This is a genomic window from Paenibacillus sp. TAF43_2 (assembly GCF_052113545.1).
In the GTDB taxonomy this organism is placed as follows: Bacteria; Bacillota; Bacilli; order Paenibacillales; family Paenibacillaceae; genus Pristimantibacillus.
Map to the genome: position 1 here is coordinate 22,752 of NZ_JBFRDK010000059.1, position 10,419 is coordinate 33,170.

Annotated in this window: 9 protein-coding genes and 1 pseudogene; 9 read left to right on the forward strand and 1 reads right to left on the reverse strand. The window is 45.1% G+C overall.

The genetic code is table 11. From position 1 onward, the window contains the following. The first annotated feature begins 34 nt into the window (after positions 1-34). Positions 35-604: an SF0329 family protein gene (locus tag AB4Z17_RS14940; RefSeq protein ID WP_441960561.1), complete on the forward strand. Its 570-nt coding sequence runs from the start codon at positions 35-37 to the stop codon at positions 602-604. Positions 605-625: 21 nt separating this feature from the next. Here AB4Z17_RS14940 and AB4Z17_RS14945 read toward each other — a convergent pair whose 3' ends face one another. Then, a complete protein-coding gene (locus AB4Z17_RS14945; protein WP_441960562.1) occupies positions 626-1,375 on the reverse strand; it encodes an AraC family transcriptional regulator in 750 nt (249 codons plus the stop codon). A 141-nt stretch (positions 1,376-1,516) separates the two neighbouring features. On the opposite strand from AB4Z17_RS14945, the gene AB4Z17_RS14950 reads away from it, so the two are divergent. The 8 genes and pseudogenes from AB4Z17_RS14950 to AB4Z17_RS14985 form a co-directional block, all read left to right on the forward strand. After that, complete coding sequence (locus tag AB4Z17_RS14950) at positions 1,517-2,446, forward strand: nucleoside hydrolase (RefSeq protein WP_441960564.1); 930 nt, start codon at positions 1,517-1,519, stop codon at positions 2,444-2,446. Positions 2,447-2,955: 509 nt separating this feature from the next. Next, complete coding sequence (locus AB4Z17_RS14955) at positions 2,956-3,594, forward strand: glycoside hydrolase family 11 protein (RefSeq protein ID WP_076269489.1); 639 nt, start codon at positions 2,956-2,958, stop codon at positions 3,592-3,594. Between the two features lie 306 nt (positions 3,595-3,900). After that, a complete protein-coding gene (locus AB4Z17_RS14960) occupies positions 3,901-4,749 on the forward strand; it encodes a formylglycine-generating enzyme family protein (RefSeq protein WP_441911616.1) in 849 nt (282 codons plus the stop codon). Between the two features lie 226 nt (positions 4,750-4,975). Then, the gene (locus tag AB4Z17_RS14965) at positions 4,976-6,016 is read left to right on the forward strand and encodes an LLM class flavin-dependent oxidoreductase (RefSeq protein ID WP_441960571.1); all 1,041 of its coding nucleotides are present in this window, start codon (positions 4,976-4,978) and stop codon (positions 6,014-6,016) included. Between the two features lie 279 nt (positions 6,017-6,295). Further along, the gene (locus tag AB4Z17_RS14970) at positions 6,296-6,976 is read left to right on the forward strand and encodes a response regulator transcription factor (protein ID WP_441960566.1); all 681 of its coding nucleotides are present in this window, start codon (positions 6,296-6,298) and stop codon (positions 6,974-6,976) included. Then, positions 6,973-8,364, forward strand: a complete 1,392-nt coding sequence (locus tag AB4Z17_RS14975; protein WP_441960568.1) for a sensor histidine kinase — start codon at positions 6,973-6,975, stop codon at positions 8,362-8,364. Before AB4Z17_RS14970 ends, AB4Z17_RS14975 begins: the two co-directional genes overlap by 4 nt. 73 nt (positions 8,365-8,437) lie before the next feature. After that, entirely contained in the window at positions 8,438-10,129 is a 1,692-nt protein-coding gene (locus tag AB4Z17_RS14980) for a S41 family peptidase (RefSeq protein WP_441960569.1), read from the forward strand. 5 nt (positions 10,130-10,134) lie between these two features. After that, positions 10,135-10,419, forward strand: a pseudogene (locus tag AB4Z17_RS14985) (hypothetical protein); the annotation flags it as partial.

The following is a 10,419-nucleotide window of genomic DNA, read 5'->3' on the forward strand; positions in this document are numbered from 1 at the left end:
TTTATTATATAGAACATAGAAATTAGGAGGCAATATGTCCTGGAGCAAATTGAAGCAACAGCTTGAGAGTTTTCTCTCTCCTGCTTTACATGGCAGGTTCGAATATCGTGCAACCAGCTATCGTTATTCACCTGACAAAGCAGGTCAATGTTATATTGCGGTAGATAAAAAGAACGTACTCAGTATGAGTGATAGTACTACCTTAATTAGATGGTATCAGACGGAGCTGGAAATTAAGAATGATTCAGCTATCGAAATTCCTATCAACCATGAAGAAATTGAAGCGGTGAGAAAAGATACCAATGGGAAAGTTCCTGAGGATCGTCTAAAAGTAATGGCAAGAAGCAGAAAACTATCCGAATATGCTAAGGAAATTTTTTCAGCACAATCATCATTAAGTAAATCAAATTTTGTCGTTGTCGCTAATAAGTTTTTATCCACTTCAATAGAGGAAAGCCTAGAGAGCAATGATATTTTATTAAATATTCTAGCTTTGGTGGACAGACGAATTGGGAAAAAGCGGCTTTTAAACATGACCGAGAAGATGAAGTTAAAGCATCCTATTGTGCAGTATTTTTATGAACTAAGGCTTAAAACGTTATGAAAATAAGTAACTCACTCACATCTAGTCACCGGCGAGCTCTCTATACTGCTTCGGGGTTATCTCCGTTTCCCGCTTAAACAGGCTGCAAAACTGCGCATCCGTCGAAAAGCCGCATTCCATCGCGATAACCGATATTTGCAAGGGGGTATGCCTAAGCAATGTTTTGGCATGCTCGATCCTACGCTGCAAAATATATTGGCTGGGAGATAACCTCATCTTCTCTTTGAATAAATGACGAAACCGATCATAGCTATAACCAGATTGGTCGGCAAGAGCTTGGAAGTCAATTTTCTGCGTATAGTACTCATCGATGAAAGCCTGGGCGAATCGGATAATGTCATGGCGGCTATCTGGTTCTTGGGAAGGTTGAGCCCGCAGTACCTCCAAATATAGACGCGAAATCAAATTATCGAGCAATTGCTTATAGAAGGGGGGCTTATCACGAAGCTCTTTGGCCATCATCTGCATGAGGCCAAGAATAGGCCTTGACGGGGAATCCTGGTAGATTCCTTCTTTCAAGGGAGGATAGATGGTGCTCGTGAATCCCGTAAACATAACCTTCGACGGTTTGCCATGCCGTTCATCGTGAGGCGTGCAAGGTGCTATTATCGCATAATCACCTGCCTTGAAAACATGTTCGGCATCCCCGATTCGAGTTGTCCCCTGACCGCAGTCGTAATAAACCAGCTCATAACACTGATGGTGATGCATTGCAATATGCTCATGCTTCGCTCTCGTTTCTTGATAAAAGAAATCCAATGAGGCTCCCATTCATAGCTCTCCTGTCATCGTAGCCAATTCGTGATATAGAACGACCGTATGATGCTACTACATTATTTAAATTATTTATAAAATGAATTCATTATAGCATGGCTGAAAAGCCAATTCATTATATAAATGGAGGTAGATGATATGGGTCTAGATTTCGGGGCATTGCCCGTAGATGAGCTGGTTCGCAAATTGGAGGCACCGGGCAGTAGAGTTAGGATGGTGCTCGATACGGATACTTTTAACGAGATTGACGACCAATTTGCAGTTATTTATGCGCTATTGTCACCAGAAAAAATAGAGCTTCAGGCTCTATATGCAGCACCGTTTCATAATGAGCTCTCTACGGGGCCCGATGACGGGATGGAAAAAAGCTATAAGGAAATCATTCGCATTCTTAAGCTAATGAATCGAGAGGATGTCCCCGTCTATCGCGGCTCCGAAGCTTATTTGCCTACTGATAGCTCCCCGATTCGCAGCGAGGCAGCTCTAAACCTGGTAGAACGCGCAATGGCAAGCGATAAGAATGATCCATTATATGTAGTCGGTATCGGTGCCATTACGAATATTGCGAGTGCCATTCTAATAGAGCCGCGAATCATTGAGCGCATCGTTGTAGTCTGGCTGGGAGGCCATGCTCTGGATTGGCCTGACACTCGCGAGTTTAATCTCGAACAGGATCTCCATGCATCGAGAACCGTAATGAACTGCGGAGTGCCTTTGATCCTTATCCCATGCATGGGAGTCGCTTCAAACCTTCGTACGACACTATCGGAGGTTAGAGATTATGTAAAGCCTTCCGGCGCAATTGGAGAGTACCTCTATGAGACGTACAAAAACTGCAAGGATGATCATTTCGCCTATTCCAGAGTGATATGGGATATCTCGGTTATCGCATGGCTGAATCAGCCCAAGTGGGTTCCTTCACGGCTTATTCCAAGCCCAATCATCTCCGAGGATTTCCGCTGGAGCACGGATAGCACAAGACATTTGATACGCTGTGCAAGCTATATTGACCGTGACGCGGTATTTCAAGATCTGTTCTCCAAGCTTGCTCTAAGCAAAGTGGAATAACAAGATGACCAAGCCGAGAATAACAGTTGAAGGCTAACTCAATTTAGCACTTGTAGTTCCGTATCTTGCATTTGTTTAATAGGTTATAGCGAAGGGCCCCTGTCATTCCAAGCGGAATGATAGGGGCTCTTTTGATAGATCTTACTTTAAAAAAGGGAATGCTGACGATATTGAGGGGCGGGTGCAGACCTTGGTTCCTTGAGCGTTTCAAAATATTAGTTAATATGTGGGGGCAAATCTATAATTTGTTAAGTTGTAATGTATGCGCTTACTTTCTATAATTTAGTTAATCAAGACATGAATTGTCTTGTGTTGAAAGAAAAATTCCTTTAGATAGGAGGGACAGATTTCACGTTTTTTGAAACAGGACAAGTTACGAACTGTACTGCAAGGAAAAACAACCGACAAACAATGAAAGGAGAGAGATTTATAAAAATTTATAAAAGGTAATATTCAAGTAGTGTGTAGGCAAGCAGTAACAAACACTAAATTTTAGGAGGTAATAATATATGTTTAAGTTTAAAAAGAAAGTGTTTACGCTAGTTATTGCAGCTTCAATGAGTATTTCCAGCTTGTTTGCAGTATCCGCAAGTGCAGCGACAGACTACTGGCAAAACTGGACCGATGGTGGCGGTACAGTTAATGCTACTAATGGATCTGGTGGGAATTACAGTGTCAGCTGGTCAAACACCGGAAATTTTGTGGTTGGTAAAGGCTGGAATACTGGATCGCCATCTAGAACAATAAACTATAATGCCGGCGTCTGGGCGCCGTCCGGCAATGGGTATTTGACTCTCTATGGATGGACAAGAAACTCACTCATTGAATATTACGTCGTTGATAGCTGGGGCACTTATAGACCTACAGGAACATTTAAAGGCACAGTGTCCAGTGATGGAGGAACATACGATATTTATACGACGCAACGAGTCAATGCACCTTCCATTGACGGCACAAAAACGTTCACCCAGTTCTGGAGTGTCCGCCAGTCTAAGAGAGCGACAGGCAGCAACGTCGCTATCACTTTTGGCAACCACGTAAGTGCATGGCAGAGTAAAGGAATGAACCTCGGAAGCAGCTGGTCCTACCAGGTGTTAGCGACAGAAGGATATCAAAGCAGTGGCAGCTCTAACGTCACGGTTTGGTAACCGTTCAGCTACAATTAGGGCGATGAATTGGCGCACGATGAATCTAGTGTGTTGAGAATGTGTTTAATCTTTTGATAATGTTAAGGTCGCTCGGTCTCACAGCCTGCGGCCTTATCTATTTCAAAAAATGATAGAACCTACATGCTACTTGACTATTATCTTTTAGAATCCATCCAGTTGGATCCTTCAGTTTGGACGCATTGAGGATCGTTTCCCATAAGATAAACGCTCCTCGATGCTGCCAGAGGAGAGTTGTAGTCTGTTACGGACTATAATTTTTCCTAAACGTTTAAAGGAGATATAACAATGAGAAAACTAATCGTTTTTCTTATCATAGCAATAATGGTTGTTGTCAGTGCTTGTTCGCAAGAAAAGCCTGATAAAACTTCGAATAAAATACCAGATGACTTTGTCTTAGTCAAGGGCGGACCGTTTATGAACAAGAAGTCCAACTACTATGGGGAAAAAGTAGCATTATCGAATTTTTATATCGGCAAATATGAGGTAACTCAAAAAGAGTGGATTGAGATTATGGGGAGCAATCCCTCGGAATTTAAAGGCGACAATTTGCCAGTAGAAATGGTGAGTTGGTATGACGTTGTGGAGTATTGTAATAAGAGGAGTATCAAAGAGGGATTAACACCGTATTACTCCATAGACAAGAATAATAAAGATCCGAAAAATACAAGTGAAAACGATAATCTAAAATGGACAGTAACGATCAATGCAGGAGCGAATGGTTACCGATTGCCGACAGAAGCAGAGTGGCAATATGCTGCAAGCGGTGGTCAGAAGAGCAAAAGTTACACCTACAGCGGAAGCAATAATGCAGATGATGTCGCATGGTATTGGAAAAACGCTGGAGATAAAATGTTATCAGGAGAATGGAACTGGCCTATAGTAGAGAGCAACCATAACAAAACAAAATCCATCGGTGTCAAGAAACCCAACGAGTTAGGGCTTTACGACATGTCAGGCAATGTAAGGGAATGGTGCTGGAACGGGTTTGGAGACTCAGAAAGCAATAGTAATTCTACCCGAGTTGTGAAGGGCGGGGGCTGGCTTGGTGATGTTGGCGAGTTATCTTATCTGAGCAATTTTGAGGCAAATGGCATGGGTCCCGATCAAGGTTTTCGTGTGAGCCGCGACGAATAAAGGATAAAACCCCAAGAAGAAGGGTCAAAAAGCGTTGATTGACAATGCTGTGCAACGATGATAACTTAAAAAATATAAAACATATTAAACTCATCGGAATTACAAGCTGTCTGGACAACCGGAAGCATGGATTATTAAATCCATGCTTTTTTTTATGTTCACAAAGGGTAGGTTTGAAAAGAGCTTATTAGCGATTGAGTCCGGCTTAGAGAGGAGAGTGCAAATCTTGAAATTTGCTTTGTTTAGCCTAATGATGAACATACCGAATGCTGTAAGCGGGGAAACATTGACCACCCACCAGAAATTTGAGAACGTACTTAAACAGGCTGTCCTTGCCGAAGAACTTGGCTTTGATGCTTATGGAATTGGAGAGCGGCATGGAGCACCGTTTATCTCATCTTCGCCACCAGTCGTTCTGACCGCGATTGCTGCCAGAACCGTAAAGATCCGTTTGCTTACAACGGTCACCGTTCTAAGCGTTCTCGACCCAGTGCGTGTTGCTGAGGACTATGCCACACTGGACCATCTCTCGGGAGGTCGACTCGAGATGATTATTGGCAAAGGAAACGACCCTCGCCATTATCCGCTTTTTGGAATTACCGAAGACGAACAATGGGAATCCCTTGCAGAGCGGTATGCACTACTGAAGCGCTTGTGGCATGAAGAGAACGTAACCTGGCAGGGGCGCTACCGTTCACCGCTTGAAAATGTGACTACCGAGCCAAGACCCTTTCAGCATTCAATTCCGGTCTGGCATGGAAGCGCATCTAGCACGCTGTCGACCGAATTGGCTGCGAAATATGGTGAACCGATTTTTTCCTCCAATACGTTTCACCCACAGGCTAAATATAAAGCATTAATCGATCATTATCGCGAGAGATTGGCCCATTATGGCCATGATCCTCAAAAAGCAATGGTTGGCTCGGGATTTGGAAGCTTATATCTGGCGAACACCACAGAGGAAGCCGTCAAACGATATAGGCCCTATTACGATGCTTTCCATGCTACGGCTGCATCGCAGCACAACAACTCGCCTTTCAAAGACCTCGAGGACAATGTACAAAATGGGCCTGCCTTGATCGGCAGCGCTGATAAAGTGATCGAGAAGATTTTAAACTATCATGAAGCTTACGGGCACCAAGTGGTCAGCATCAGTGTAGATGGCTTGTCAGAAATGGAGCAACGCGAGCAAATTGAACGATTTGCTACTGAAGTGGTCCCTGTGCTGCGTCGAGAGGTTCCTAGTACATTATGGAATAGTCCGTAATCATAGAAATCGTGTTTGATGGTTATGAACCAATCGTTGTGATGTCACAATGCTTGGTTCATTTTTTTACCAGAAAACTGTGTTTTAAAGCTCCAGACAATCAGAAGATGTTATACTTTTAAAGCAGCCGTATTGTATTCGCTTTGGCTGCTTTTTATATTGTGCTTCTGATGTTGTACGCATGCCACCGCGTGGTCCGTCCAGTGAATATAAGGTGGGGATTGCAGCGTTCAACATTCAAACGTAAGGCTATCGTTTTCCAAGTGGAGGATTGGTTATATGGTCAATATTCTTATCGTGGACGATGATCCTAACATTCGCGCCTTGATGCGCCTTTATTTGAAGAATGAAGGATTCTATCTGACAGAGGCGGACAACGGCATCGATGCGCATGCTATCGTCAAAGGTTCGGGAATCGATCTGGTCATCCTCGACATTATGATGCCGCATATGGACGGATGGGATTTGTGCAGAGAAATTCGAAAAAGCGATCCCGACATTCCGCTTCTAATGGTTACGGCCAAGGGCGAATCGGGTCAAAAGATAAAAGGCTTCCAGCTCGGAACCGACGATTATATGACGAAGCCGTTTGATCCAGTTGAGCTTGTGATGCGGGTTAAAGCGTTACTGAAGCGATCCCGTATTGCTTCGTCCCAGGTCATACCGTTGGGCGAAATCGTGCTGAATCGGAAAACGTATAAGGTCATGCGGGGAGAAGAGGAATTAGCATTGCCGCTGAAAGAATTCGAGCTGCTGTTCATGCTTGCCGGCCACCCGGGGCAGATTTTTACGAGAGAGCAGCTGATCACCCAGATTTGGGGCATGGATTACGAAGGCGACGACCGAACCGTCGATGTACATATCAAGCGGCTTCGGGAACGCTTTGCCGGGGACGTCCGCCATTTTCGCATTGAAACGGCACGCAGCGTCGGCTATCGTCTGGCGGTGAATCCGGGATGAAATCGTTATACGTTCGCGTCGTGCTGACTTTTCTGGCCGCCATTGTCATCAGCTTGGTCTCATCCCTTCTTCTCGCCCTTGCTCTATTCCAGAATGATCTGAACGCTACGGGTAAAAACGATATGATCGCGGCCGGCGATCGTATTATACGCGTGTACGAGCAAACGAATCCTCCGGATTTGGATGTGTTCATGAATGATATGGCTGAATTGGTTTCCTATACCTTGCAGCTTTATGACGGCAATGGCGGGATGAACTCCTATGTGCCGACCAAAGGCAAGAAGGTCGGAGCGATTAACTCGGAATCGGTTCGCATGGTACTGCGCGGAGAACCGTACCGTTCGCATGGAAAAGATAACGGTACGTTCGTCGGCCTTCCGTTTTCTTCCGATGGAAAACATTATGCTTTATTTTTGCAGAGCTCTTCCAAGAACGAAATTACGATCTTCCGATTATTATTCACTATTCTGTTCCTCATGCTTGCGATCGGAAGCTTATGCATTCTCATTGCCGGCAGATACCTGGTGAAGCCTCTTCAAGCGATGACGGATGCGACTAAGCGGTTAGCCAAAGGGGACTTCGAGGTTGAGTTGAAAATCAATCGCGGAGATGAGCTCGGAACTCTCTCTCGGAGCATCAACGACATGGCTAGGGAAATTAAGCAATTGGAGCGGATGCGACAGGATTTCGTATCGAACGTGTCCCATGAAATCCAATCTCCGTTAACTTCCATCTCGGGATTCGCGAAGGCGCTGAAGGATGGCAATCTGGTTATTGCAGAGGACGATCGCGTCCAATACTTGGATATAATCGTTACCGAGAGCGACAGATTATCCAGACTCAGCGATAATTTGCTGAAGCTCGCTTCCCTTGAATCGGATCATCATCCGTTCGAGATGGAATCGTATAAACTAGATGAGCAAATTCGACGAGTAATCGTTGCGTGCGAGCCCCAGTGGTCGGCCAAAAGCATTCGCGTCGTCATAGAGTCCCCTTCGGGAGCTGGCGCCCGAATAACGGCCGACCGGGATCAACTCAATCAAGTTTGGATGAATTTGCTCGGGAATGCCATCAAGTTCACGCCCCGCGCCGGTCAAGTTCTCATCGCGATCAGCCGGCCTCATCCTCATGAGATTGCTGTTGCAATAAGCGATTCCGGGATCGGCATTGCGCCGGACGATTTAAGCTTTATTTTCGAGCGCTTCTACAAAGCGGACAAGTCGCGGGCCCAAGACCGAAGCGGCAATGGTCTCGGACTTGCCATCTCCCACAAAATCGTTGCTCTCCATCGCGGAAGCATAGAGGTGAAGAGCACCGTCGGACTGGGCACGACGTTTACCGTGATGCTTCCCGCTGCCTTGCATAACGATTCCGCCATTTGCAAATAAGTCCACGCTCCGTTCATATTTCTCCAATACACTCAGTTCGATTCACATATAACTGATCGGAGGAATAGAAACGATGAGCTTTATTCAAGATGTTTTCGATTCATTGAAATGGTTGACTGTCTGGGAAATGATTTTATGTGCATTAAACTTGTTCGTCTTGCTGAGGTATGCTTGGCCCATTCTCAAAAATAACCGCTGGTTGGATTTTATACCGAGCGCAGGTGTAATCATTGCGATTATTAGCCTTATGAAAGGCGACGCCTCTTTACTGGCTCTGTTGATTTACTCCTCTACGGCCATCCTATTCTTAAGTACTGCGAGAAGAGTCTTTAAACCGGCAATTAAGCCGATGTCATCGAAATTTCGCATCGTCATGGTTATCGTTTGCGTCCTTGGTACTCTTCCTACGCTATTGGCATTAACCGTTGCGGGAGAAGTTCGATACAATCCGGTGAGCGATTTAAGCCATAAGAGCTATTCCAAAGCTTTTATCGCGATGAACGAAAGATTGTCTGCCGAGTACCCTTTTGGAGACTGGAAAAAAATCGATTGGGAGGCAAAGAAAAAGAAATACGAGCCTCTTTTCCTCCAAGCGGAAAGCAACCATGATCCGAGCCTCTACTATAAAACTTTAAGGGATTACCTCTTTTCTTTCCGCGACGGCCATATCGAAATCGCGAATGAACATCTGTACGACGATAACAACACGTTTAAAAATGAAATCGGCGGCGGAGTCGGAATTAGCGCCGTTCGATTGGATAACGGCAAAGTATTGGTTAGCTTGCTGTTAGCTGGCAGCCCGGCCGACAAAAGCGGAATCAAGCTCGGAGCCGAAATCATTTCGTGGGATGGGAAAGACGTTCGGGAAGCATTGGACCAAACGTCCTGGAGCGAGAACCCGTCGGCAACCGAAGGAGATCGGATTCAAAATCAAGGGCGTTTCTTGGCAAGAGCTTCAATAGGCAAAGAAATCCAAGTCGATTTTCGGAATCGGGATGATGAATCGAGCAAGAATGCGACGCTTACAGCCTACGACGATCAATACGAGACCTTGAGGAAAACGAAAATTAAGCTGAAAAAAGAAGATCCTCCCGTAGAAGGCGAGATCCTTCGGGAGGAATACGGGCACGTGAAGATCAGATATTTTCTTCCCGGAACGACACAATCCGATCCTGCGCAAGCGCTGGACGACCTATTAAAAGAGTTTCAAGAGAAACGCGTAAAGGGAATCATCATCGATTTACGGGATAATCCGGGCGGAGACGACAACCTTGTTGCCCAAATGGCAGGACATTTTGTGAACGAGAAGAAGATCTATGAATACGTCAGTTACTACAATCGAAATACGGGTCGTTTCGAAATCAACCGCGCCGAAACCAGAACCGTTCATCCTTCGCGGATTTACTTTCCAGGGAAAATCGCCGTCCTCATTAATTCGAACACCGCGAGTTCAGGGGAAGGATTGCCATTGTTCTTGAAAGGAATGCAAAATGTCAAGATTATCGGCTTTGCGTCCACGAACGGTTCGTTCGGAATCGTGTCCGCTCCTATAGAGATGAAAATGCCGGGAGGATATATCGTGCAGTTCCCGGATGGCCGATCACTTAATCAAGACAAAACGATTCAAGGCGATAGCGATGAACGCGGATTTGGCGGAGCAACTCCCGATATCACGGTTCCGATGAACGAGCAAACGTTTAAGATGAAATATATCGATGGGCAGGACGTGGAATTAAATTATGCAATAGATTTTTTGAAGGAGTGAAACAGATGACCATAATCGACAAATTAGCAGCTTCACTTAACCGCAAAGACGAAGGTCCTAACCAGGAGCTGGCGAAATATATTGCCGATCGAGATGATAAGGGAGCGGTAATAGAGCTAGTTGATAACTTGCATAACAATGACAAGAACATCCAAAGTGATTGCATTAAAGTTCTCTATGAGATAGGAGATCTGAGGCCATCATTAATTGCTGAATACAGCAAAGAGTTCGTAACATTGCTTGATGATGGAAACAATCGACTTGTTTGGGGGGCTATGACAGCACTAGAT

Bases quoted from the DNA above. Each gene is read 5' to 3' on its own strand.
- AB4Z17_RS14940 (WP_441960561.1), top strand. From the start codon at position 35: ATGTCCTGGAGCAAATTGAAGCAACAGCTTGAGAGTTTTCTCTCTCCT.
- AB4Z17_RS14945 (WP_441960562.1), bottom strand. From the start codon at position 1,375: ATGGGAGCCTCATTGGATTTCTTTTATCAAGAAACGAGAGCGAAGCAT.
- AB4Z17_RS14950 (WP_441960564.1), top strand. From the start codon at position 1,517: ATGGGTCTAGATTTCGGGGCATTGCCCGTAGATGAGCTGGTTCGCAAA.
- AB4Z17_RS14955 (WP_076269489.1), top strand. From the start codon at position 2,956: ATGTTTAAGTTTAAAAAGAAAGTGTTTACGCTAGTTATTGCAGCTTCA.
- AB4Z17_RS14960 (WP_441911616.1), top strand. From the start codon at position 3,901: ATGAGAAAACTAATCGTTTTTCTTATCATAGCAATAATGGTTGTTGTC.
- AB4Z17_RS14970 (WP_441960566.1), top strand. From the start codon at position 6,296: ATGGTCAATATTCTTATCGTGGACGATGATCCTAACATTCGCGCCTTG.
- AB4Z17_RS14975 (WP_441960568.1), top strand. From the start codon at position 6,973: ATGAAATCGTTATACGTTCGCGTCGTGCTGACTTTTCTGGCCGCCATT.
- AB4Z17_RS14980 (WP_441960569.1), top strand. From the start codon at position 8,438: ATGAGCTTTATTCAAGATGTTTTCGATTCATTGAAATGGTTGACTGTC.